The organism is Stenotrophomonas sp. AC248 (genome assembly GCF_979258185.1).
In genome coordinates, this window is record NZ_OZ409840.1 from 1,981,516 (window position 1) to 2,004,420 (window position 22,905).

General features: G+C 67.4%; 16 protein-coding genes. 10 read left to right on the top strand and 6 right to left on the bottom strand.

Translation table 11 applies throughout. The annotated features are described in order from the left end of the window. Positions 1 to 47 precede the first annotated feature (47 nt). A complete protein-coding gene (locus ACZ0AE_RS09120; RefSeq protein WP_463600888.1) occupies positions 48 to 1,118 on the bottom strand; it encodes a DUF1176 domain-containing protein in 1,071 nt (356 codons plus the stop codon). Positions 1,119 to 1,259: 141 nt separating this feature from the next. Here ACZ0AE_RS09120 and recJ point away from each other — a divergent pair, with 141 nt between their 5' ends. Both recJ and ACZ0AE_RS09130 read left to right on the top strand, forming a co-directional pair. Continuing rightward, a complete protein-coding gene (recJ, locus tag ACZ0AE_RS09125) occupies positions 1,260 to 3,032 on the top strand; it encodes a single-stranded-DNA-specific exonuclease RecJ (protein ID WP_463602082.1) in 1,773 nt (590 codons plus the stop codon). Between the two features lie 70 nt (positions 3,033 to 3,102). Further along, positions 3,103 to 3,714 carry a hypothetical protein gene (locus ACZ0AE_RS09130; protein ID WP_463600889.1) on the top strand — a complete coding sequence of 204 codons (612 nt, stop codon included), beginning with the start codon at positions 3,103 to 3,105 and terminating at the stop codon, positions 3,712 to 3,714. A gap of 27 nt (positions 3,715 to 3,741) precedes the next feature. Here ACZ0AE_RS09130 and ACZ0AE_RS09135 read toward each other — a convergent pair whose 3' ends face one another. Together ACZ0AE_RS09135 and ACZ0AE_RS09140 are read right to left on the bottom strand one after the other, a co-directional pair. After that, positions 3,742 to 4,806 carry a DUF1176 domain-containing protein gene (locus ACZ0AE_RS09135; protein ID WP_463600890.1) on the bottom strand — a complete coding sequence of 355 codons (1,065 nt, stop codon included), beginning with the start codon at positions 4,804 to 4,806 and terminating at the stop codon, positions 3,742 to 3,744. A gap of 126 nt (positions 4,807 to 4,932) precedes the next feature. Beyond that, complete coding sequence (locus ACZ0AE_RS09140; RefSeq protein ID WP_463600891.1) at positions 4,933 to 5,991, bottom strand: DUF1176 domain-containing protein; 1,059 nt, start codon at positions 5,989 to 5,991, stop codon at positions 4,933 to 4,935. Positions 5,992 to 6,129: 138 nt separating this feature from the next. On the opposite strand from ACZ0AE_RS09140, the gene ACZ0AE_RS09145 reads away from it, so the two are divergent. Continuing rightward, complete coding sequence (locus ACZ0AE_RS09145; RefSeq protein ID WP_463600892.1) at positions 6,130 to 9,045, top strand: VIT domain-containing protein; 2,916 nt, start codon at positions 6,130 to 6,132, stop codon at positions 9,043 to 9,045. Positions 9,046 to 9,173: 128 nt separating this feature from the next. Continuing rightward, on the top strand, positions 9,174 to 10,049 hold the full coding sequence (locus ACZ0AE_RS09150; RefSeq protein ID WP_463600893.1) for a LytTR family DNA-binding domain-containing protein: 876 nt from the start codon (positions 9,174 to 9,176) through the stop codon (positions 10,047 to 10,049). Positions 10,050 to 10,107: 58 nt separating this feature from the next. Here ACZ0AE_RS09150 and ACZ0AE_RS09155 read toward each other — a convergent pair whose 3' ends face one another. After that, positions 10,108 to 10,854 carry a M48 family metallopeptidase gene (locus ACZ0AE_RS09155; RefSeq protein WP_038688555.1) on the bottom strand — a complete coding sequence of 249 codons (747 nt, stop codon included), beginning with the start codon at positions 10,852 to 10,854 and terminating at the stop codon, positions 10,108 to 10,110. Between the two features lie 204 nt (positions 10,855 to 11,058). Between ACZ0AE_RS09155 and prfB the strand changes: the two genes are divergently transcribed. The 4 genes from prfB to ACZ0AE_RS09175 all read left to right on the top strand — a co-directional run bounded on the left by prfB (position 11,059) and on the right by ACZ0AE_RS09175 (position 17,884). Continuing rightward, positions 11,059 to 12,184, top strand: a protein-coding gene (gene prfB, locus ACZ0AE_RS09160) for a peptide chain release factor 2 (protein ID WP_102100629.1) whose coding sequence is annotated in 2 segments (ribosomal slippage) — positions 11,059 to 11,133 and positions 11,135 to 12,184 — 1,125 coding nt in all. Because the reading frame shifts where the segments join, the coding sequence is not laid out codon by codon here. Between the two features lie 126 nt (positions 12,185 to 12,310). Beyond that, on the top strand, positions 12,311 to 13,828 hold the full coding sequence (gene lysS, locus ACZ0AE_RS09165; protein WP_463600894.1) for a lysine--tRNA ligase: 1,518 nt from the start codon (positions 12,311 to 12,313) through the stop codon (positions 13,826 to 13,828). Between the two features lie 197 nt (positions 13,829 to 14,025). Continuing rightward, complete coding sequence (gene rpfG / locus ACZ0AE_RS09170) at positions 14,026 to 15,165, top strand: cyclic di-GMP phosphodiesterase response regulator RpfG (protein WP_038688550.1); 1,140 nt, start codon at positions 14,026 to 14,028, stop codon at positions 15,163 to 15,165. 544 nt (positions 15,166 to 15,709) lie between these two features. Beyond that, entirely contained in the window at positions 15,710 to 17,884 is a 2,175-nt protein-coding gene (locus ACZ0AE_RS09175) for a response regulator (protein ID WP_463602083.1), read from the top strand. Positions 17,885 to 17,896: 12 nt separating this feature from the next. Here ACZ0AE_RS09175 and rpfF read toward each other — a convergent pair whose 3' ends face one another. Beyond that, positions 17,897 to 18,766, bottom strand: a complete 870-nt coding sequence (rpfF, locus tag ACZ0AE_RS09180; protein WP_463600895.1) for a diffusible signal factor synthase RpfF — start codon at positions 18,764 to 18,766, stop codon at positions 17,897 to 17,899. Positions 18,767 to 19,274: 508 nt separating this feature from the next. On the opposite strand from rpfF, the gene ACZ0AE_RS09185 reads away from it, so the two are divergent. Continuing rightward, complete coding sequence (locus ACZ0AE_RS09185; RefSeq protein ID WP_463600896.1) at positions 19,275 to 20,378, top strand: DUF6624 domain-containing protein; 1,104 nt, start codon at positions 19,275 to 19,277, stop codon at positions 20,376 to 20,378. A 100-nt stretch (positions 20,379 to 20,478) separates the two neighbouring features. On the opposite strand, the gene ACZ0AE_RS09190 is transcribed toward ACZ0AE_RS09185, so the two are convergent. Beyond that, positions 20,479 to 22,155 carry a long-chain fatty acid--CoA ligase gene (locus tag ACZ0AE_RS09190; protein ID WP_463600897.1) on the bottom strand — a complete coding sequence of 559 codons (1,677 nt, stop codon included), beginning with the start codon at positions 22,153 to 22,155 and terminating at the stop codon, positions 20,479 to 20,481. A 236-nt stretch (positions 22,156 to 22,391) separates the two neighbouring features. Between ACZ0AE_RS09190 and ACZ0AE_RS09195 the strand changes: the two genes are divergently transcribed. Further along, a complete protein-coding gene (locus ACZ0AE_RS09195; protein WP_463600898.1) occupies positions 22,392 to 22,841 on the top strand; it encodes a hypothetical protein in 450 nt (149 codons plus the stop codon). The last annotated feature ends 64 nt before the right edge of the window (positions 22,842 to 22,905 follow it).

The following is a 22,905-nucleotide window of genomic DNA, read 5'->3' on the forward strand; positions in this document are numbered from 1 at the left end:
AGCGCCGACCGAGGGTCGGCGTTCCTGCCTCTGGCCAGCGCCAGGGCTCAGCGCAATTCTGTCTCGAACGTGGCCAGGTGCCAGAAGCCGCCCGGCATGGCCCGGCACAGCCCGGTCACGTATTCGCGGCTCACCACGAACCGCGTGCCGTCCCAGACCCAGTAGCGCCCGAACCCGCAGCGTCCCAGCGTCCGCTCGTCCCTCTCTTCGTAGAGCACCGCGTCCGGAGGCCGCAGGAACACGTGTGCGGTGGTGACCAGCGCCGGCTCGAACGGCGGTTGCGCGCGGATCACCCAGCTCGGCCCGCTCGCGTAGTAGCCCGGCCCGTGGCAGGTCATGGACGCCAGCAGGTGCACCGGGTCCAGCCGGTGTACGTCCAGTGATGTCGATTCCACCCGATCCTCCTGCCATGCGCACACCGCCTGCATGTCACGGCCGGCCAACAGCGCGTCCATCAGGTCCTTGCGCTCGGCAAGCGCCGCATCGTTCGGCCGTGTTTCCGCCAGCGGTGGCGGATTCTTCAGCACCGGCCTGGGCAAGGCCGGCGGCACGCTCGACTCCGGCCGAGTGCCGCGCTGGATCAGCGCGCCGGGGGTGTCGAGCCGGTCCTGCGCCGCGTCCATCTTCAGCAGCAGGGCCGTGGCACCGCGGTTGGAAATGGGCCAGGCGCTGCCGGCCGCATCCACGATCGCGATGGGCGCATCGCGCCGCAGCGCCACCAGCAGCGCGTCTACCTGTGCACGACTGAGCGAGACCGGTGCCTCGGGCTGCGTGGGAACCACCGCACCCAGCGGACGGCCGTCTACGCGCAGCTGCAGCGCGCCGGTGGGTTTGGCCGCCGGCGGCGCGCTTCCCGCATCGAGATACTCCTCGCCGTCCACGTAGCCCAGCATCGCCGTGACCGGGGTATCCGGCCCGCCGGCACGTTCGAACAGCAGGCTGAAGGCCAGCGGTGCGTCGGCGCTGAATCCGGCGGCGCGGCAGGTACGGGTGTTGTCACAGGCCAGCAGCCAATCGTGCTCGAAGAACGACGTGCCCAGTGAAGAAGCCGTTGCGGCGGTGACCGGTGCCAGCGAGAGGGCCATGGCCAGGCGCAGCGGCAATGCAGAGAAAGGCATGAAATAGTCGGGTTAAAGCGGGCAGGGAGCATCCAACATCGGCGCATGCACGGGAACGCATGTGTCGACCGATACACCCGCAGAGCAGCTACCGGAGCCAGCCGGTATCATGGCGGCACTCTCTGCAACCCGGCGATGCCGATGTCTTCCACCGCCGCTGCTGCGCCGCTCTCCGCTTCCCCGACCACCACGCACGCCGTCACCCTGCAGCGTCGCGACGCAGCGCCCGTGACTGGCTGGCCCGACGACATGCTGCCGCTGCTGCAGCGTCTGTATGCCGCACGCGGTGTCACCGATGCGGCGCAGGCGCAGCCAAAGCTGGCGCAGCTGCACGCGCCGGAGCTGATGGGCAGCATGCAGGCTGCAGTGAACCTGCTGGCCGAGGCGATTGCCAGCAACGCGCGCATTCTGGTGGTGGGCGATTTCGACTGCGACGGCGCCACGGCCTGCGCGGTGGGCGTGCGCGGACTGCGCATGCTCGGTGCGCGCGACGTGGTGCACGCGGTGCCCAACCGCATCCTGCACGGCTACGGATTGTCGCCGTCGCTGGTGGCCGACCTGGCGCACCTGCAGCCAGGCCTGCTGGTCACCGTCGACCACGGCATTGCCTGCCATGCCGGCGTCGCGGCGGCCAAAGCACTGGGCTGGAAAGTGCTGGTCACCGACCACCATCTGCCCGGTGAACGCTTGCCGCCGGCCGACGCGCTGGTAGACCCGAACATCAGCGGCGATGCCTTCCCCAGCAAGGCGCTGGCCGGCGTGGGCGTGATCTTCTACGTGCTGATGGCGCTGCGTCGCTACCTGCGCGAACAGGGCGCCTTTGCGGCGACCCCCGAGCCGGACCTGCTGACCCTGCTGGATCTGGTCGCGGTGGGCACCGTGGCCGACCTGGTGGCGCTCGATGCCAACAACCGTGCACTGGTTGCTGCCGGGTTGCGCCGCCTGCGCGCAGGGCAGGGCTGCGTGGGCCTGCAGGCCTTGATCGAGGCCAGCGGCCGCGACCCGGCACGGCTGAGCGCCACCGACATCGGATTCGCGCTGGGCCCACGCTTGAATGCTGCCGGGCGCCTGGAAGACATGGCGTTGGGCATTGAACTGCTGCTCACAGAAGACCGCGGCCAGGCCCGCGAGATCGCCCAGACACTGGAGCAGATCAACGCCGAGCGCCGCGCGGTGCAGCAGCTGATGACCGACGACGCCGAACTGGCGGTATCGCGCGCGATGCTCACGGCCGAAGGCGAACGCCCGATCGCCGCGTGTCTGTTCGATGCCGACTGGCATCCGGGCGTGGTCGGCCTGGTGGCATCGAAGATGAAGGACCGCCTGCACCGCCCGGTGATTGCGTTTGCCCCGTCCGAACCGGGCAGCAATTCACTGCGCGGCTCGGCACGCTCGATCCCCGGCTTCCACATCCGTGACGCGCTGGCGCTGGTCAATGCCGCGCACCCGGGCCTGATCGACAAGTTCGGTGGCCACGCGATGGCGGCGGGCCTGAGCCTGCCGCACGCACGCTTCGATGATTTCCAGAAGGCATTCGTAGCCGTGGTCGAGTCGAGCATGGACCCGGCGTCGTTGCAGCAACTGCTGCTGAGCGATGGCGAGCTGGCGCCGGGGGAGCTCGATTTCCGCCATGCCGAAGCGCTGCGCCTGGCCGGCCCGTGGGGGCAGGGCTTCCCCGAGCCGCTGTTCGACGGTCATTTCCAGGTGGCGCGTTGGCAGGTGCTGAAGGAAAAGCACCTGAAACTCAGCCTGCGCGTGCCCGGCCGTGCCGAACCGATCAATGCGATCCACTTCAGTGGCTGGAAGGGCACCGCCCCGGCCAACCACGTGCATATCGCCTACCGTCTGGTCAGCGACGACTACCGTGGCGGCGGCGCAATCCAGCTCATCATCGAACACTGCGCCGATGCTTGAACCGCACCGTTGCCTGCTCTTGTCGGCCTGCCTGCTGCTGACCGGACTCCCCTTTACGACACACGCCCATATGCGCCCATCGCCCATCGAACGCTTCGACCTGCAGAGCCGCATCGTGCTGCAGGCCGATGAGGCTGCACGCACCGAACTGTCGACCCGCGAAGGCTTCGAGTTCCCGGACCTGGAGGGCTCACGCCAGAGTGTGGCGTGGTTGCTGGGGCTGGAGTTGACCGCGCGCGTGGCGGGCGAGGGCGACGCGCCGGCCGGCGCGGTCACGGTCGACGACGCGGTTGCCGCCGTAATGGCGCGCCTGGCCAGGACCCGCTGCGTCGCCACGGCCTACGCGCCATCGGTCGATCTGGACGATTACCGGGATGCAGACGACCAGACCGGCGCGCTGGCGTTCACCTGCCAGCTGCCCGATCCCGCCCCGCTGCGCCCCCTGCATGCTGCATTGCGCAGCGCCCGGACCGACAGCGAACGTCACCAGGCTGCGCAGCACTTGCTCGCCGTCTATGTGGATCACCTGGCCCATGCGCCCGACCGGCCGGTGCACGCCCGGCATGCCACCTGGTCGCGCCCGTACACCGCCGACCATGCGGTGATGCAGAGCATGGGGGTGATGGGAACCCTGTTGCCGATGCTGTTTCCGTTCGATGGCTGGGAAGACGACGACGCCTGAGCGTCGCCGTCCACCGCCGCGGCGGGGTTACTCCTGCACCTTGGTGACCAAGGTCGGCAGGTTCCATGGCCCGCCAAGCGCGATCGACCGACATAGCCCCGAACTGGTCACCGAGGTCTTCACGAATCGGGTGCCGGTCCAGCCCCATGTGGTGGAGTAGATGCAATCGGCCAAGCCGCGGCCCCTGTGCCATTCTTCGATGGAGCGCACTGTGTCGCTGCTACCCGAGTAAGTGACCCAGCTGGGTTGGTACGGGGCGCGGTCATTGACTACCCAGTAGCCGTCACCCCTGTTGTAGGCGCCCCGCCAGCACAGATGCGAGACCAGCAGCTTGTCCGCGCTCAAGCGCTTTACCTTCATTTCCTGAGGGCCCTCATTGGACATCGCGTTCCATGTCGGGTGCAGGGCTTCGCAATCGTCGGCAGAAGTGGTGGAGACCAGCGCCGCGCGCAGCGCGGGTGACCCTGCCAGCGCTTTGTCGGCGGGGCGCGTGGGCAATACGTTGGCCAGGTCCACCACCGGCATGGGGAGGGCGGGTAGCACTGCGTCCTCGGCGTTGCTGCCTTTGCGCGTGAGCGCACCCGGGGTTCGGATCCGCCCCTGGAACTCGTCCATCTTCAGCAGCACCGCCGACGCGCCGTGATCGGATACGGTCCAGCGCTTGCCATCGTTGCCGGTGGCCACGATATGGCTGTTGCGGGTCAGTGCGGCGAGTAGAGCAGTGACCTGTGTCGCCGAGAACACCGCCACGCCTTTGTCCGCGTCGTATCCCAGCGGTCCCAGTTCGGTGTCGTTGACCTGCAGCGTAAGCCGTGAGGGCCGCTCGGCTTCGTGGTACTGGCCCAGCATCAGCTTACCCGTGACTGTCTGCCGGGGCCCTGCCAGACGGGTCAGCAGGATAGAGACCGGCAGGTTATCGCCGGCCTCCTTCTGGTAGCCGGCCGCGCGGCAGGTGCGGGTGTTGTCGCAGGCCAGCATCCAATCGCCATGCTCGAACTCGATGCCTTTGGGCGGAGACGAGGCGAGGCCCGGCAGAATGCCCAGCAGCGACAACGCAGCAGCGAGAGGAAGACACGTGTAACGGAGGCGCATCGGACGATGTCCATGGCGGGCTGGATAGCGTCGTCGCTACCGTCGCCGTGGTCCATGAAATTTGTACGAATCCGCTCGGCGGTGATGCACCTCAGCGACACCTCACTGCGACGTCTACCGGTTCGGTTACTCCTGCACCTTGCTCACCAGCGTCGGCATTTCCCAGGCGCCGCCGGCCGAGACCAACCGGCACAGCCCGGTGCTGGAAACGTCGGTCTTCACGAACTGGGTGCCGGTCCAGCCCCAGCTGGTGGTGTAGAAGCAGTCGCCCAGACCGCGGCCCCTGTGCGATTCGACGATGGTGCGCACGTCGTCGCCTGCGCCGGAGGTGGTCACCAGCCGCGGCTGGTACGGGGCACGGTCGTCGACCACCCAGTAGCCGTCACCGGTGTTGTAGGCGGCGCGCCAGCAGGCCTGCGAGACCAGCAGCTTGTCCGCACTCAGACGCTGCACGGTGATCTCCTGCGGGCCCTCATTGGAGATCACGCTGTCGCCCGGGTGCAGGGCCTCGCAGTCGTCGGCCGAGGTCGCCGCGGCCAGCGCCGCGCGCAGCGCCTTCGATTCGCCCACTGCTTCATCGGCGGGGCGGGTGGGCACTACCTTGGCCAGCTTCACCACCGGCATCGGCACGGCCGGCAGCACCGTGCTTTCCGCCTTGGTCCCCTTGCGCACCAGCGCGCCCGGCGTGCCCAGCCGGCCCTGGAACTCGTCCATCTTCAACAGCACCGCCGAGGCGCCGCGATCGGACACCGTCCAGCGCTTGCCGTCGTTGCCAGTCAGCACGATCCGGCTGGTGCCGGTCAAGGTGGACAGCAAGGCCTTCACCTGCGCCGGCGAGAGCACGGCGGTGCCGTCTGCGGCCTTGTAGGCCAGTGCGCCCAGTTTGGTGTCGTTGATCTGCAGTGATAGCTGCTTGGGCAGTGCTGGTCCGTCCATTTGCCCGAGCATCACCTCGACCTTGACCGGCTGGTCGGGGCCCGCCAGCCGGGTCAGCAGGATCGACACCGGCGCATTGCCGCCGTCCTCGTCGTTCTGGTAACCGGCCGCGCGGCAGGTGCGGGTGTTGTCGCAGGCCAGCGTCCAGTCGTTGTGGGTGAAGCTCACGCCACTGACGGCGGCGGGCGCGGCGTGGGCCGGCAGCAACGGGGCCAGCAACAGCAGGGGGAGCAGGGCAGGCAGGCGCATGCGGGACGTCCTTGTAATGACGCAATGGGGGAGCGGCATCTTGGCCCACTGCGGCGGGCACGCCAAGCCTTGCATCGGCTCAACCCCGTTTGCCGGCATGATCCGTTCAACCTGCTGTCATCGGATAAGGAGCGTCACATGCAACGCACACTTCGTGGGATCGGCATGCTGGGCATGCTGCTGCTGGGCACGCAGGCAGGTCAGGCACAGGCACGCACCGTGCCGCGTCCGCCACCGGTGACGCCGGTGCTGCAGGTGGCCGGGGCCGAGGTGCCCGTGCAACTGCGCCAGGTGCGCCTGGACAGCCGCGTGGTGGCCGGCCTGGGCGAGACCCGCATCGAGATGACCTTCTTCAACCCCAACCGCCGCGTGCTGGAAGGCCAGCTTGAGTTCCCGCTGGCCGACGGCCAGCAGGTGGCCGGGTTCGCGCTGGACATCGACGGCGTGCTGCGCGACGCGGTGCCGGTGCCCAAGGCACAGGGCCGCCAAGTATTCGAGGCGATCGAGCGGCGCCGGGTCGACCCGGGCCTGCTGGAGCAGACCGCGGGCAACCAGTTCCGCCTGCGGGTGTACCCGATCCCGGCCCAGGGCAGCCGCCGCATCGTGCTCACCTTCCGTGACACCCTGCCCGTGGATGCAAAGGGGTTGCGCTGGGCCGTGCCGCTGCAGTTCGCGCGGGGCGCCGACGAGGTGGTGCTGCGCATGGAAGCCCGGGGCACCGGTGCCCCGACAACGATCCAGCCGTCGCCCTGGAAATTCAGCGCCGAGCAGGGCGCGTACGTCGCGCAGTGGCAGGGGCGCGGCGATGCATTGCCTGCCCAGGTGCTGTGGCGTCTGCCGCAGGTCCGGCAGCCGGACGTGGTGACCGGCCTGCACGAGGGACAGCGCTATCTGCTGGCGCAGGTGCCTGTGCCGGCACAGGCCACGCCGCGGGTGCTGCCCACGCGCGTGGGGCTGGTGTGGGACGCGTCCGGTTCGGCGCGCCAGCGTGACCGGGCCGCGGAGTTCGCGGTGCTGGACCGTTACTTCGGTGCGATGGGCACCGGCGAGGTAGAGCTGACCGTACTGCGCGACCGCGCCGAACCGACGCGCCGCTTCCGTATCCACGGCGGCGACTGGAGCGCGTTGCGGACCTACCTGACCGGCCTGCCGCTGGACGGTGCCAGCGCGCTTGGCGCGTGGACCCCCCGCGCCGACATCGGCGAGTACCTGCTGGTCAGCGATGGCCTGTCCAACTACGGCACCCCGGCGCCGCCGACACTGGCAGCAGGGCAGCGCCTGTACGCGCTGAGCAGCGCCGGCGCGCGCACCGATGGTGCCCGCCTGCGTGCATGGACCGGGGTCCACCATGGGCAGGCATTGGTGCTGTCCAGTGCGGCCGAGGTCGAGGCGGTGCTGCCCTTGCTGCTGCAGCAACCGGCGCAGGTCGTGGCGTTGCGCGGCACCGGCGTGGACCAACTGGTGGCCGACGCAAGCGCGGCCAGCCAGGGCTGGCTGCGGGTGTCCGGCCGGGTGCAGCGCGATGATGGCGTGGTGGAGGTGCAGGTGCGCCTGGCCGATGGCCGCGACCACACCCAGCGGATCACGTTGGCCGGTGCCCGCGCACTGGACGGGGGGCTGGTGGCGCAGGCCTGGGCCAGCGCCACGCTGGCCGGTTACGCGGCCGACCCGGTGGGCAATGCCGCGCGGATCGGCACGCTGTCGCAGCAGTTCGGGATGGTCGGTGCGGACACCTCGCTGCTGGTGCTGGAGACCCTGGACGACTACCTGCGCTATGGCATCCGCGCCCCGGCGCCGCTGCGCGCCGACTACGACCGCCTGCATGCCGTGCGCATCGGCGACGAAAAGCAGGCGCGTGCGCAGCGCCTGGACCAGATCGCGCTGCAGTTCGCCGAACGCGAGCGCTGGTGGAACACGCGCTGGCCCAAGGGCGCGCCCGCGACCCAACCGGTGCTGACCAAGGCCGCGCCCATGGCGGTTGCCGCTGCGGATGCGCAGGTCTACTTGGAGGCGCGCGTCAATGACGTGGTCACCCCACCTTCGCCGCCCGCACCGCCGGCGCCGGCGCCGATGGCACTGGCCGCTGCGCCGCGTGGCGACCTGGAGGCTGTCGCCGTCACCGGCAGCAAGCGCAGCCGCAGCAACAGCGGCGCCATCGCCGTCACGCTGGCCGCCTGGGAACCCGATTCGGCCTATGCCCGACGCCTGCGCGGTGCCGCACCCGCACAGCTGTACGCGCTGTACCTGGCCGAACGCGAGCAGCACAGTGACAGCAGCGCGTTTTACCTGGACGTGGCCGACCTGCTGCTGGCCGCCGGCCAGCGCGAGCTGGGCCTGCGCGTGTTGTCCAACCTGGCCGAGATGCAGCTGGAAAACCGCCATGTGCTGCGCGTGCTCGGCTACCGCCTGATGCAGGCCAATGCGCCGGACCTGGCGGTGCCGGTGTTCCGCCAGGTGCTGCGGCTGGGCGAGGAAGAGCCGCAGAGCTTCCGCGACCTGGGCCTGGCGCTGGAGGCCAGCGGCCAGTACCAGCCGGCGCTGGACGCGCTCAACGAGGTGGTGGTGCGGCCCTGGGACAGTCGTTTCGACGGCATCTCGCTGATCGCGCTGGACGAACTCAACACCCTGGCCGCACGCGAACGCGTGGATGCCCGTGCCGTCGATCCGCGGCTGCGCCGGGCGCTGCCGCTGGACCTGCGGGTGGTGCTCAGCTGGGACAGCGACAACAGCGACATGGACCTGTGGGTGACCGACCCCAACGGCGAGCGCGCCTACTACGGCAACCGGCTCACCTACCAGGGCGGGCAGATGTCGCAGGACTTCACCGGCGGCTACGGGCCCGAGCAGTTCTCGCTGCGCGATGCCAAGCCCGGCAAGTACAAAGTGGAGGCGAACTTCTTCGGCAGCCGCGAGCAGCTGGTCACCGGCGCCACCACCCTGAGCCTGCGCCTGAGCACGCACTGGGGCACCGGCAAGCAGCGCGACCAGCAGGTCACGATGCGGCTGAAGGACAAAGCCGAGACGGTGCTGGTGGGCGAGTTCGAGGTGCGCTAGCACGCCACCGCGGTTCGACAGGGAGCAGGGCAGGGCGACGCAGATGACGTCGCCCTGTCTGCACTGGGGCGGGCGGCTACAATCCAGGGCCTGCCCCTCGTTTCCGGCCTTTCTGCATGGACCCTGTCATGGCCCCCGCCGCGCCGGTGCGCTGGCGTCCCGCCACCCGCTTCCTGGTCTGGTCGGCCATCCTGCTCACGACTGCGGTCGCCAATGCCTTCGTCGAGGTGATGGACGCCCAGCGCCGTGGCGATGGCCTGGCACTGTGGGAACCGATGATCTGGGAGCTCAGCAGTGTGGTCGTGATCCTGCTGACCCTGCCGTTGCTGTGGTGGGGTTGCCAGCGCTGGCCGCTGCATGCCGATACCTGGAAGCGACGGCTGCCGGCGTACCTGCTGGCCAGCGTGGCGTGGTCGCTGGTGCATGTGCTGGGGATGATGGCCCTCCGTCATGTGTCCTATGCGGCGCTGGGCCAGCACTACGAAGACGGCTCACCCTGGCCGACGCGGCTGGTGTACGAGTACCTCAAGGACGTCCGCGCGTTCTTCAGTTTCGTGGCGATCGAACACTTCTTCAGCTGGTTCGGCCGGCGACGGCAGGGCGAGGCGCATCTGCTAGCAGCGCCCGATGACGCGCCCACGGCGGAGCCCGCCGATGTGGCACGTCCCGAACGCTTCCTGGTGCGCAAGCTCGGCCGCGATTTCCTGGTGGCCACCGCCGATATCGAATACGCGCAGGCCGCCGGCAACTACGTCAACCTGCGCGTGCGCGGGCATGACTATCCGTTGCGCAGCACCATGGCGGCGCTGGAGGAGCGGCTGGATCCGGCGATCTTCGTGCGTGCCCACCGCAGCTGGGTGGTCAACGTGCGCCGGCTGGTCTCGATCGAGCCCCTGGACGGCGGTGAGGCGCTGCTGCACATGGACGATGGCGGGCGGGTGCCGTGCAGCCGCCGGCAGCTGCCGTCGTTCCGCCAGGCATTGGCGGCGCAGGCCACCGGCTGACGGCAGAGCGCCGCCAGCCGGCGTGGCACCCCGGATGCCCGGGATGCCGTCAGGCAGCTCAGCGCTTGCCGTCTTTCTTGATCATCGCGTCGATGCGACCGGCGCGCGCTTCCGAGCCCGGGTGCGAGGACATCAGGCCACCTTCGCTGGACAGCTTGCGGAACATGCTGGCCAGCGCGGCCGGGTCGTAGCTGTGGCGCTTCATGAAGCGGTAGCCGTACTCGTCGGCCGCGCTCTCTTCCTTCTGCGAGAACTGGGCGTTGACGAAGCCTTCGGCCAACTCGCCCAGCTGGCCCTGGGTCAGGTCGGCGACGTTGGCGTTGCCGGACGCGGCCAGGGTGTCGCGACCGGCCGAAGTCAGCATGGCGGTGCGCATCTTGGTCTTGCTGTGGCCCAGCTTCACGTGGCCGATTTCGTGGCCGATCACACCACGCACTTCATCGTCGGAGGCCATGTCCATCAGGCCCGAGTACACGCGCACGCAGCCGTTGGCCATGGCCCAGGCGTTGACGTCTTCGGTCAGGTAGACCTTGAAGTTGAGGTTCAGGCCGTCTTCGTTGGCCAGGCCCTGGGTGATCTTGGCCAGGCGCTGGGCATACGGGCTGTTGGCCGGGGCGATCTTGTTGTCCTTGTCCATGTAGGCGCAGGCCTGGTCGGCGGCCTTGGCCACGTCGGCATCGGACAGGGTCAGGGCCTGGCCGGCCTTCATGCCGGTGCCGGCCAGCGACTTCAGGTCGATGGCCGAGGCGTTGCCAGCGGCGAAGCAGGCCAGGGCCAGCAGAACAGCGGAGGATGACTTCCTCATCGGGTAAAACTCCATGTAGGTGGTATTGGGGGCGACCGCTGGCGGGGGCCACCGGGCGCGGCAGGAGTCTACCCTCTGGCCTGCCCGGCGTGTTCACCCATCGCTGACGCGGGCCGCCCGGGCGCCACCGCCGCCGGCCGTTGCGGCCTCAAAGCCCCGGATAGGCTATGATGGACAGTCTTTTCGCACGCACTAATTGCCGACATGATCGAGCTCAATCCTGTCCGCCAGCGCATCACCGATCTCACCGATCGCGTGCTGTCGCTCAGGGGGTATCTTTGACTACGACGCCAAGAAAGAGCGTCTGGAAGAAGTAACCCGGGAACTGGAAAACCCGGATATCTGGAACAACGCCGAATACGCCCAGAACCTGGGCCGCGAACGCGCCAACCTTGAAAAGACCGTGGGCGGCATCGCCACGATCCTGGATGGCCTGTCCGAGTCCGGCGAACTGCTGGAACTGGCCGACAGCGAACAGGACGAAGATACCGCCCTGGCCGTGGTCGCCGACCTGGACAAGTACCAGAAGCACGTTGAACAGCTGGAATTCCAGCGCATGTTCTCCGGCCAGATGGACAACGCCGCGGCGTTCGTCGACATCCAGGCCGGCGCCGGTGGTACCGAAGCCCAGGACTGGGCCGAGATCCTGCTGCGCATGTACCTGCGCTGGTGCGAATCGCGCGGCTGGAAGACCGAGCTGATGGAAGTGTCCGGTGGCGACGTCGCCGGCATCAAGTCGGCCACGCTGCGCGTCGAAGGCGATTACGCCTACGGCTGGTTGAAGACCGAAACCGGCGTGCACCGGCTGGTGCGCAAGTCGCCGTTCGATTCGGACAACCGCCGCCACACCAGCTTCACCTCGGTGTTCGTGTCGCCGGAAGTCGATGACAACATCGAAATCGACATCAACCCGGCCGACCTGCGCACCGACGTGTACCGGTCCTCCGGTGCCGGTGGTCAGCACGTCAACAAGACCGAATCGGCGGTGCGCATCACGCATATTCCGACCAACACGGTCGTGGCCTGCCAGACCGGCCGCAGCCAGCACCAGAACCGCGACAACGCGATGAAGATGCTGGCCGCCAAGCTGTACGAGCTGGAAATCCAGAAGCGCAACGCCGAGCGTGACGCGGTGGAAGCCACCAAGTCCGACATCGGCTGGGGCAGCCAGATCCGCAACTACGTGCTCGACCAGAGCCGTATCAAGGATCTGCGCACCGGCATCGAACGGTCGGACACGCAGAAGGTGCTGGACGGCGACCTCGACGAATTCGTCGAAGCCAGCCTGAAGTCCGGCCTGGCCGTGGGTGCCAAACGCACCGACGCCTGACCGTCGGGGCCGCCGCGCGCGGCCCCGATCCGGTGTGCCCGGGCCGCGCCCGGTTTCGCAATCCGCCCCGACCATCGGCATGATGGCGGGGACCGTACCTCCCCCCGACATACATAGACCCACGCCATGAACGATCAGACCGCCGCGCCGCAGCCCCGCGTCGACGAGAACAGCCTCATCGCCGAGCGCCGCGCGAAACTGACCGCCCTGCGCGGGCAGGGCATCGCCTACCCGAACGATTTCCGCCGCGAACAGTTCGCCGGCACCCTGCAGGCCGAGTTCGCCGACGCCGAGCAGTGGACCGCCGAAGCGCTGGAAGCCACCGACCGCCAGGTGAAGATGGCCGGCCGCCTCATGGCCAAGCGCGTCATGGGCAAGGCCAGCTTCGCCCAGATCCAGGACGAGTCCGGCCGCATCCAGCTGTTCCTGCAGGGCAGCACCCTGGGCGATGCCTACACGGCGTTCAAGGGCTGGGACGTGGGCGACATCATCGGCGTGGAAGGCGGGCTCACCCGCACCAAGACCGGCGAGCTGTCGGTCAAGGCCACCAGCATCCGCCTGCTGACCAAGTCGCTGCGCCCGCTGCCGGACAAGTGGCACGGCCTGGCCGACGTGGAGCAGCGCTACCGCCAGCGCTACGTCGACCTGATCGTGACCCCGGAGTCGCGCGAGGTGTTCATCAAGCGCTCGCGGATCATCCGCGCCATGCGCGCCTGGCTGGACAGCCGCGACTTCCTGGAAGTCGAAACGCCGATGATGCATTACATCCCCGGCGGCGCCACGGCCAAGCCGTTCACCACCCACCACAACGCGCTGGACCTGGACCTGTACCTGCGCGTGGCCCCGGAGCTGTACCTCAAGCGCCTGGTCGTGGGTGGGCTGGAGCGCGTGTACGAGATCAACCGCAACTTCCGCAATGAAGGCGTGAGCACCCGCCACAACCCGGAATTCACCATGATGGAGCTGTACGAGGCCTACGCCACGTACACCGAAGTGATGGACCTGACCGAAGGCGTGATCCGTGACGTGGCCAGCAAGGTGCTGGGCACCACCACGGTGGAGTGGGACGGTGCCACCATCGACCTGGCCCCGGCGTTCCGCCGCTGGCGCATGGACGAGGCGGTACGCCACCACAACCCGGAGATCAGCGCCGCCGACTGCACCGACCGTGATGCGCTGGCCGCCCATTGCGAGCGCCTGAAGATCCGCATCAAGCCGTCCTACGGCTGGGGCAAGCTGCTGCTGGAGATCTTCGAGGCCACCGTCGAGCACACCCTGGTGCAGCCGACCTTCATCACCGACCACCCGGTCGAGGTGTCCCCGCTGGCCCGCGCCAACGACGACCAGCCCGGCTACACCGACCGCTTCGAGCTGTTCATCAACGGCAAGGAGCTGGCCAACGGCTTCTCCGAGTTGAACGACCCGGAAGACCAGGCCGCCCGGTTCCAGGCCCAGGTGACGGCCAAGGAAGGCGGCGACGACGAGGCCATGCACTACGACGCCGATTACATCCGTGCGCTGGAGTACGGCATGGCCCCGACCGGTGGCCTGGGCATCGGCATCGACCGCCTGGTGATGCTGCTGACCGGCAGCAGTTCGATTCGTGATGTGCTGCTGTTCCCCTACATGCGTCCGGAAAACTGAGACGTGCGTCCGGGTGCCCGGCACGGGCATCCCGGGTGGGGTTCCGCTGCCGTGGCCGCGCGCGTATCGTTTCTGCGTGGTCATCCGGGCAGTTCGGCGTGATGGCCAGGCAATGATCGAGCAGTGGGCGGGCGTGACGCCCGCATCACACTGCGGCTACGATCATGAACCGGGCGATCGCGACGGGAGGCGGATCCATGCAAGGTGCCAGTGTGCAGAGTGGCGGAGTATCCTTTCCGCAGCATGTTCCAGTGTGGTCCAGGAAGACGGCGGAAGCAGCCTTGAATATTGTCATCGTTGACGATCAGACGTCCGCGCGCACCATGCTGCGTCATGTCATCGAGGACATCGCGCCGGAGCTGAGCGTGCACGACTTCGGTGACCCGCTCACCGCGCTGGCCTGGTGCGAGTCGCACCCGGTCGATCTGTTGCTGCTCGACTACCGCATGCCGGAAATGGACGGGCTGGAATTCGCCCGCCGGTTCCGCCGCCTGCCCAAGCACCGCGACATCCCGGTGATCCTGATCACCGTGGTCGGCGACGAGCCGATCCGCCAGGCCGCGCTGGAAGCCGGCGTGATCGATTTCCTGGTCAAGCCCATCCGACCGCGCGAACTGCGCGCGCGCTGCTACAACCTGCTGCAGCTGCGCCAGCAATCGGAAAACGTCAAACAGCGTGCGCTGTCGCTGGAGCAGCGCCTGCTGGCCAGCATGCACGAAGTGGAAGAGCGCGAACGCGAAACCCTGTCGCGGTTGGCGCGTGCGATCGAGTTCCGTGATGCCGGCACCAGCGCCTACCTCGAGCGCATGGCGCACGTGGCCGGGTTGATCGCCGAACAACTCGGCCTGCCCGAGGAAGAGTGCAAGCTGATCGAAATGGCCGCGCCGCTGCACGACATGGGCAAGATCGCCATTCCCGATGCAGTGCTGCTCAAGCAGGGCAAGCTCAACGAAGAAGAGCTGGCGATCATGCGCCGGCACCCGCGGATCGGCTACGAGCTGCTCAGCGGCAGCCAGAACCGCTTCATCCAGGTGGGCGCGTTGATCGCGCTGCGCCACCATGAGCGTTATGACGGCAGCGGCTACCCCGACGGCCTGATCGGCGATGCGATCCCGCTGGAAGCGCGGATCGTGGCGGTGGCGGATGTGTTCGACGCGCTGATCTCGCCCCGCCCGTACAAGGAAGCGTGGACGATGGAAGCCACCATGGCCTACCTGTACGCGCAGCGCGGCCGCCTGTTCGACCCGCGCTGCGTGGACGCGCTGATGAAGGGTCGCGAGCAGCTGGAAGAGATCTGCGCCCAGCACTCGACCGCCTCGACCCGCCCGGGAATGTGAGATGCAGCCCCTGTACCCGTGGCTGAAGCGCCGGTTGGCGCAACGTCCGGATACCGAGCACGGGCAGGTGGTCGTGCGGATCGCCCTGATTTCGCTGATCCTGCTGTATGTGCTGCTGGCGGGGGCGCGCAACCACCTGCTGGACCAGTACCACGGCGTGCTGGCCACGGCGCTGACCGGGCTGGGCGTGTCGCTGCTGTTGCTGGGCTGGCTGCTGTGGCGGCCGCAGCGGTCGCACCTGCGGCGGGTGGTCGGCATGCTGGCCGACTACGGGTTGATCGCGCTGGGCATGATCCAGATGGGCGAGCCGCTGGCCTGGGTGTATGCGGTGGTGATGTGGGTGACGGTGGGCAATGGGCTGCGCTACGGCAAGCGTTACCTCGCCGCTGCCATCGCGCTGGCCATGCTCGGCTTTGGTACCACCGTGTTGCTGACCCCGTACTGGATGGACAACGCCAGGCTGGCTTTCTTCCTTTGGTTGGGGCTGGCAGTGGTGCCGATGTGCTGCTCGACCCTGCTGCGCCGACGCATGCGAGTGCCCCCCATGAACGACTCTCCCCGCACCGGCCCCGCCGGCAAGCAGCACCTGCTGGCCCGGTTCAAGCAGCGCCTGTCCGGCCGGCCCGACAGCGAGCACGCGCAGAACCTGATCCGCATCGCCATCACCTCGCTGTTCATCATCTACCTGGGCTGGCGGTACCTGGAGAACCACGGCGATACGCTGCTGGCCACCTGGCTGATCCTGGCCTTCGAGCTGACGGTGTCGGCCGGGCTGCTGGCGGCCATCCTGCTGCAGCCGGGCGTATCGCACGTGCGCCGGGTGATCGGCATGCTCACCGACTATTCCTGCATGGGGCTGATCATGACCATCCAGGGCGAGCCGGCCGCGCCGCTGTACGCGGTGTGCCTGTGGGTCACCATCGGCAACGGCATGCGGTATGGCAGCACCTACCTGCGCGTGGCCACGGCCATGGGCTGCGTGGCGTTCCTGTGCACGATCATGCTGGCGCCGTACTGGCAGCAGCACAGCTACCTGGCGTGGGGGCTGCTGCTGGGGCTGGCGGCCATCCCGCTGTACTTCGACTCGCTGCTGCACGCGCTGACCCGCGCGGTGGCCGAGGCGCGCCAGGCCAACGAGGCCAAGAGCCGCTTCCTGGCCAACATGAGCCATGAATTCCGCACCCCGCTGAACGGCTTGGCGGGCATGACCGAGGTGCTGGCCACCACCCGCCTGGACGAGGAGCAGCGCGAGTGCCTCAACACCATCCAGGCCTCGGCGCGCAGCCTGCTGGCGCTGGTGGAGGAGGTGCTGGACATCTCGGCCATCGAGGCCGGCAAGGTCCGCGTGGAGCGCCACGAATTCGCCCTGGCCGACGTGCTGCAGGCGATCAACCTGATCCTGACCCCGCAGGCGCGCACCAAGGCGCTGGAGTACCGCGTCGTGGTGGACGAGCACGTGCCGCCGCGGCTGTACGGCGATGCCGGCCACCTGCAGCAGATCCTGCTCAACCTGATGGGCAATGCGGTCAAGTTCACCGATGACGGCTTCGTGGCGTTGCGGGTGTCGCTGCTGGACGGGCAGGTCGGCGAGCGGGTGATGCTGCGCTTTGAGATCCTCGACAGCGGTATCGGCGTGCCGGCCGCGCTGCGCGAGCGCCTGTTCGATGCCTTCGAGCAGGCCGACGTGGGCCTGGCCCGCCGCCACGAGGGCACCGGCCTGGGCACCTCCATTGCCAAGGGCCTGGTGGAATCGATGGGCGGCCGCATCGGCTATACCCCCAACAGCCCACGTGGCAGCGTGTTCTGGGTGGAAATCGCGCTGGACGTGGCGATGACCCCGGTACTGACCGGCGACACCACCGAGAATGGCAACGTCATCGCCTTCTCCAATCCGTTCCTGCGCCACCGCGCCCGGGTGCGCAGCCTGCGCGTGCTGGTGGCCGACGACCATGCGGCCAACCGCATGGTGCTGCAGCGCCTGCTGGAGAAGGCCGGCCACAAGGTCGTCTGCGTCAATGGCGGCGAGCAGGTGCTGGACATGCTGGAGCAGTCCGACTTCGACACCGCCATCGTCGACCTGCACATGCCGGGCATGAGCGGGCTGGACCTGCTCAAGCAGCTGCGGGTGATGCAGGCCAGTGGCATGCCCTACATCCCGGTGATGGTGCTCAGTGCCGATGTCACGCCCGATTCGATCCTGCGCTGCGAACAGGCCGGTGCGCGCGCGTTCCTGGCCAAGCCGGTGGTGGCCACGCGGTTGCTCGACATCCTGGCCGACATCGCCGCCAACACGCGGCCCGAGCCGGGTATCCAGGCGGTGCCCGCCGCGCCGGTGGTGGCCGGCGCGCTGGATCCGGCGGTGCTCGACGAGCTGGCCGCGCTGGGCATGGGGGAGGGGTTTGAAAAGCAGTTCATCGCCCAGTGCCTGAGCGATGTCGACGGTTGCATGGCCCGTATCCAGGCCAGCGGTGAACAGCAGGCCTGGGATCAGCTGCGCGAACACGCCCACGCGCTGCGTGGGGTGGCCAGCAACCTCGGCCTGGTCCAGGTGGCCAATGCCGGGGGTGAGCTGATGCGCATGCCCGACTGGCAGCTCAAGGCCGAATGGACCCCGCGCGCGGCCGCCCTGGGCAATGCGTTGCGACAGGGAAGGAAGGCACTCGACGCCCGGGCTGTCGCCCTGCGGCAGTCCGATGGCGACGAGTGCACGCCCTCCTGAACATGGCCAGGCTCAGCCGGCATCACCGTTGCGCCGTCCCTGTGCCCGCACCAGCCGGTCCATCGTACGCAGCGACTTTTCGCCCAGCTGCATGGCCGTGTCCACCCAGATCTCGGTGATCCGCATCATTTCGTGCAGCGGCACCATGCTGGACACTTCCGACACTTCGCGCATGGCCGCCCAGGCGTGCGGAATGCGCTTGCTGTCCTTGATCACCCGCTCGACCGCGGCCACGCCTTCACCCACCGGCACCACCACGTCCACCAGGCCCATCTCGTGCAGCTGGCGGGCGGTGTAGAGATTGCCTTCCAGCATGATCTTCTCGGCCAGGCGCGGGCTGATCCGCTGGCACATGAAGGAGTAGGCGCCCATGCCCGGGAACAGGTCGAACAAGACCTCGGGCAAGCCCATCAGCACGCCTTCCTCGGCCACGATGGTGTGGCAGCTCAGTGCGGCCTCGAAGCCACCGCCAAGTGCATTGCCCTGCACCAGCGCGATGCTGTGCGCGCGCACGCCCAGGCCGGCGTGGAACGCATGCACCCCGCGCACGCAGCGCTGGGCGTAGTCGAGCAGGCGCGGGCGGTCGCCCTCGCGGATCAGGCGGCAGAACAGTTCCAGGTCGCCGCCCAGGTTGAACACGTCGCTGTCCGACGCCAGCACCACGTGCGGGGACAAGGCGTGGGAGATGCTCAGGCGTTCGCCGAGCTCGCGCTGGTAGCCCACGATATCGTCCACCAGCCGCGAGGCGAAGCAGGGGCGACCGGGCTGGTCGACCAGGTTGGCGTGCATGTGGATCCAGTACACGTCACGGTGCGCTTCTTCGGTGATGCGCAGGGTCGGGTGCAGCTGCGGGCGGGGGGCAAAGGGATGGACTGCAGACATGGGAGTTCTCCGTAAGACCGTCCGGCCGACCGCATTGCGGACGGAGAATGAAGGGGGCGAGCAGAACGTGCGGCGGCGAGTGATTCTATGCGCGGGGTGTGAACCGCCTGCAAGCGCTGCCCCGGCCAAGCGCAGCCCCGGGTGACCCGGCCCAGGGGCGGTGGCTGTCATCTTGGGCAGCTTCATGCCGCGTTGACGCCCGCAAAGCCTTGCGGCCCGGGGCTCTTGGGCACTCCCCCGCACGCGGCCCGGCGTTTCTGGGCCCGGGGTGGCAGCGTTCGGAATGGAACGAATCTGGGCGGGGTGCATCGGGTCAGGGTGGGGTTGCGCGGGTCTGCCCCTGGCTCCTGTGGCCACTTGCCCGCTGCTTGTCGATCTGTAACTAATAGACCGTTCAAGGAGTGGGCAAGGCGCGTGCGTAGTTCTGGGCGCGATGACAGGTTTAAACGGGGGAGCAATGGAGAGAATTTTCGCCACGCGCGTTGGGCGCGTGACAACGTCAGCGGTCTTGCTCATCGCACTTCTGGGTGGAGCGACGACAGCTTTCTCTGCGGAACGCACGATCGAGATTTCACGCGCGAAAGGTCCGGACCCGGATCTCAGGAAAAGCATCGCTGCTCAGGTGGCGGCCAGCACAGACCCCTTGTCCCCAACCGCACTGAAGAGCTTCAGGGATCTGCTTGAAACAAGAGGCTGGCCTACGTTTGATACGGCGGGAAGGGAGGGTATCGACGATGCAGGCAAACTGTTGCTCCGCGCATCGAGCGATGTTGAGTTCCAGCAGCAGCTTCTGCGGCTCCTGGATGATCGGGTGGGGGTAGACATAGATCCGCTTGGCTACGCGCGGCTCTCCGATCACGTTCAGATCAGGCACGATCAGACGCAGTCGTACGGAACACTCATGGGTCTGGTCGACGGCGGGATTGCGATCAGCCCGGTTCTGGACGGCATCGCCGCAGCACGATTCTTCCGTGATTTTTATGGCTTGCCATCTGTCGAGGAGCAAATCGCTTCAGCAAGGTCCGCGCATGCGGCCGGGCAGCGCCTTTCCGACATCAATGGTGATCCACGACTCTCGGCGGACTTCAAGCCGTATACCCAGCCTGCAGTTCGTCAACGATTGGGAGAGATGATCGCAGGCGACCAAGCCACTCGGGCTGGGATTTCCAAGGCGACTGGAGCGGCGCGGGAAAAGCTGCTGGCCGAGATGCGGGAAATTGACAGAAAGAATACCGGGGAGATAAAGAGAATTTTTAACGAAGTGGGATTTCCCGACGTACAGATGGTGGGTCGGGACGGCGTCTCTACTGCCTTCCTGCTGGTTCAACACGCAACCGATGATCCGGCGTTTCAGCGGCGCGCTCTGGAGCTTGCCAGGCCGTTGATGGATTCGCGCCAGATGTCCAGGCAACAGTTCGCCGCACTCACCGACCGCGTTCTTCTGGCCGAAGGCAAGCAGCAGTATTACGGTACCCAGGTTGAGATCGTGGCGGGAAAGGCGGTTGCAAAATCCCTTTCCGACCCGGATGGGGTGGATTCGCGCAGGGCAAGCATGGCGATGGGACCGCTGGACGAGTATCTGAAGATCCTGCAGGAGCGTTACCGGAAGTAAGCCGAGGCGCTGTCGCAAAGCGCAGCATGTTCTGCCGGCAACAAAAACGCCCGCAAGGTGGTGCCTTGCGGGCGTTTGGTAGTGCGGTTGCTACCCCTGCTTACGCCGGTGGCGTATCGCGCAGTTCGCGGCGCAGGATCTTGCCGACGTTGGTCTTCGGCAGTTCCTTGCGGAATTCCACGATCCGGGGGTGCTTGTACCCGGTCAGGTTGGCCCGGGCGTGTTCCTTGACCATCTCGGCGGTCAGGTTCGGGTCCTTCTTGACGATGACCACCTTGACCACTTCGCCGGACTTCTCGTCGGGTACGCCGACCGCGGCCACTTCGAGCACGCCCGGCATCATCGCGATGACGTCTTCGACCTCGTTGGGGTACACGTTGAAGCCGGACACCAGGATCATGTCCTTCTTGCGGTCGACGATGTAGAAGAAGCCGTGCTCGTCCATCCGCGCCATGTCGCCGGTGTGCAGCCAACCGTCGGCGTCGATGGCCTGGGCGGTTTCTTCCGGGCGCTGCCAGTAGCCCTTCATCACCTGCGGGCCCTTGATGCACAGCTCGCCCACTTCGCCCGGGGTCAGCGTCTTGCCGTTGTCATCCTTGACGCACGCATCGGTGGACGGGATCGGCAGGCCGATCGCGCCGTTGTACTCGGCCAGGTTGAGCGGGTTGATGCAGGCGGCCGGCGAGGTTTCGGTCAGGCCATAGGCCTCGACCAGGGTCACGCCCGTGGCCTTCTTCCAGCGCTCGGCGACCGCGCGCTGCACGGCCATGCCGCCGCCCAGGGTGAACTTCACGGTGGAGAAATCGATCTCGTCGAAACCGGGCGTGTTGAGCAGGCCATTGAACAGCGTGTTGACGCCGGTGATGGCGGTGAAGCGGGTGGCCTTGAGCTCCTTGACGAAGCCCTTCATGTCGCGCGGGTTGGTGATCAGGTGGTTGCAGCCACCGAACTTCATGAAGACCAGGCCGTTCGCCGTCAACGCGAAGATGTGATACAGCGGCAGCGCCGTGATGATCACTTCCTTGCCCGGCTCGATGCCCGACGTGGACAGCCACGCCGAGGCCTGCTGCATGTTGGCGATCAGGTTGCGGTTGGTGAGCATGGCGCCCTTGGCCACGCCCGTGGTGCCGCCGGTGTACTGCAGGAAAGCCACATCCTCATGGTCGATCTCGACCTTGGGCAGGGTGTGGCGGCTGCCCAGCTTGAGTGCCTGGTTGAAGCGCACCGCGCCGCGGATGCTGTAGTTGGGCACCATCTTCTTGATGTACTTCAACACGAAGTTCACCAGCAGGCCCTTGGCACCGAGCATGTCGCCCAGGCCGGTGGTGATGACCTGCTTGATCGGGGTGTCGGCAAGGACCTGCTGGACGGTGTCGCCGAAGTTGTCGACCACCACCAGCACCGCAGCGCCGGAATCCACCAGCTGGTGCTTGAGCTCGCGCGCGGTGTACAGCGGGTTGACGTTGACCACGGTGAGGCCGGCGCGCAGCACGCCGAAGGTGGCCACCGGGTACTGCAGGCAGTTGGGCATCATCAGGGCGACGCGATCGCCCTTTTTCAGCTGCAGCTCGCCGAGCAGGTAGGCAGCGAACTGCTCCACCAGCGCGTCGGTTTCACCATAGGTGAGCTGCTTGCCGAAACTGGAGTAGGCGGGACGGTCGCGGTACTTGGCCACCGAGGTATCGAACACGGCAGAGACCGAAGCGAACTCGTTGACGTCGATCTCGGCAGGTACGCCGTTGGGATAGCTCTGCAGCCAGGGACGTTCCAGACTCATATTCCCCCTCCAGGAATCGTTGATGAAAGTGTGTGCTGGCCCTGAGTATCCGCCAGTTCACGTCCGGGCAGCATACCGGGCCGGATGGAAAAGGCGAAGGGGGCGTGAAGAAGCCCCGGTCGACAGCCGATGTGGTGACCCCCTCACACGACGGCCAGCCTCCATTTCGTGCCATTCCGATAGACAGCCAGTGAGCAACTGCCGGACCATTGAAGCCACTTTGATGGAGCCGATGCATGCTATCTGCCTTGTGCTGTTCGTTGGTCCTTTCCAGTGCCGCCATGCTGCCGGCCGCACCCCCTCCACTGGTTCAGCTGGACTACCCGGTCCTGGCGCCGGGCGAGGTCGGCGCATTCCGGGTCCGCGTGCCCGCCTATGCCGGCGGCGCTGGCCGGGTGTCCTATGCCGCCCATGCGCTGATGCCGGGCAGCGAGCAGGATCGAGGCTATCGCTTCATTGCTGCCGCCTGTGGTGAGGGATTCACGCCGCGGGTGCACTACGAAGAGCGGGGCGTTGTCTGCTCACGGACCGGGCAAGCGGCGCATCCGGCATTCGACATGGTCGTGACCGTCCGCAATACCGGTGCAAGTGCGGGCGAGACTGTCATGGACCAGGGCTTGGGGAGCCTGATCTACGATATTGGCTCGGTCAGCTCGCCTTGGCGTCTCTACAGCGTCACACCCTGAGCGCACGCGTAGACCACGACCGTTGGTCGTGGCGCCTTCGTGGCATGTACGCGGCAGCCCCGAC

Excerpts from the sequence above, each read along its gene's own strand:
- ACZ0AE_RS09145 (WP_463600892.1), top strand. The coding sequence starts at position 6,130 with ATGCAACGCACACTTCGTGGGATCGGCATGCTGGGCATGCTGCTGCTG.
- rpfF (WP_463600895.1), bottom strand. The coding sequence starts at position 18,766 with ATGTCTGCAGTCCATCCCTTTGCCCCCCGCCCGCAGCTGCACCCGACC.
- ACZ0AE_RS09130 (WP_463600889.1), top strand. The coding sequence starts at position 3,103 with ATGCGCCCATCGCCCATCGAACGCTTCGACCTGCAGAGCCGCATCGTG.
- ACZ0AE_RS09120 (WP_463600888.1), bottom strand. The coding sequence starts at position 1,118 with ATGCCTTTCTCTGCATTGCCGCTGCGCCTGGCCATGGCCCTCTCGCTG.
- ACZ0AE_RS09155 (WP_038688555.1), bottom strand. The coding sequence starts at position 10,854 with ATGAGGAAGTCATCCTCCGCTGTTCTGCTGGCCCTGGCCTGCTTCGCC.
- ACZ0AE_RS09175 (WP_463602083.1), top strand. The coding sequence starts at position 15,710 with ATGAACGACTCTCCCCGCACCGGCCCCGCCGGCAAGCAGCACCTGCTG.
- ACZ0AE_RS09150 (WP_463600893.1), top strand. The coding sequence starts at position 9,174 with ATGGCCCCCGCCGCGCCGGTGCGCTGGCGTCCCGCCACCCGCTTCCTG.
- lysS (WP_463600894.1), top strand. The coding sequence starts at position 12,311 with ATGAACGATCAGACCGCCGCGCCGCAGCCCCGCGTCGACGAGAACAGC.
- ACZ0AE_RS09195 (WP_463600898.1), top strand. The coding sequence starts at position 22,392 with ATGCTATCTGCCTTGTGCTGTTCGTTGGTCCTTTCCAGTGCCGCCATG.
- ACZ0AE_RS09135 (WP_463600890.1), bottom strand. The coding sequence starts at position 4,806 with ATGCGCCTCCGTTACACGTGTCTTCCTCTCGCTGCTGCGTTGTCGCTG.
- ACZ0AE_RS09190 (WP_463600897.1), bottom strand. The coding sequence starts at position 22,155 with ATGAGTCTGGAACGTCCCTGGCTGCAGAGCTATCCCAACGGCGTACCT.
- rpfG (WP_038688550.1), top strand. The coding sequence starts at position 14,026 with ATGCAAGGTGCCAGTGTGCAGAGTGGCGGAGTATCCTTTCCGCAGCAT.
- recJ (WP_463602082.1), top strand. The coding sequence starts at position 1,260 with ATGTCTTCCACCGCCGCTGCTGCGCCGCTCTCCGCTTCCCCGACCACC.
- ACZ0AE_RS09140 (WP_463600891.1), bottom strand. The coding sequence starts at position 5,991 with ATGCGCCTGCCTGCCCTGCTCCCCCTGCTGTTGCTGGCCCCGTTGCTG.